Source organism: Bartonella sp. AA83SXKL (genome assembly GCF_042196965.1).
Classification (GTDB): domain Bacteria; phylum Pseudomonadota; class Alphaproteobacteria; order Rhizobiales; family Rhizobiaceae; genus Bartonella.
This window is the reverse complement of sequence record NZ_JBHIRG010000286.1, coordinates 1-261: the sequence shown is the minus strand read 5'-3', so window position 1 is coordinate 261 and position 261 is coordinate 1. Positions and strand designations below refer to the sequence as shown.

1 pseudogene is annotated in these 261 nt (G+C 42.9%); it reads right to left on the bottom strand.

What is annotated here, in order from left to right:
• A pseudogene (locus ACFINO_RS11155) lies at positions 1 to 261 on the bottom strand (bifunctional methylenetetrahydrofolate dehydrogenase/methenyltetrahydrofolate cyclohydrolase); the annotation flags it as partial.

The window sequence follows — 261 nt, the reverse complement described above, 5'->3', positions numbered from 1 at the left end:
ACGTCATCAAGATCACGAGTACGACTATGAGCGATTGTTACAGTGGCATTTGCTGCTGTTAAGAGGGCGGCCATAGGTTTGCCAACAATATTTGAGCGTCCAACAACAACAGCATCAAGACCAGATAAGTCTTGTCCACATTGTTGTTCAATCATCATCATGGCACCAGCTGGTGTGCAGGGAATGATAGCATCTTCAAGTGCATTTGCTGCGAGTTTTCCTATATTGATATAATGAAAACCATCAACATCTTTTGGGACA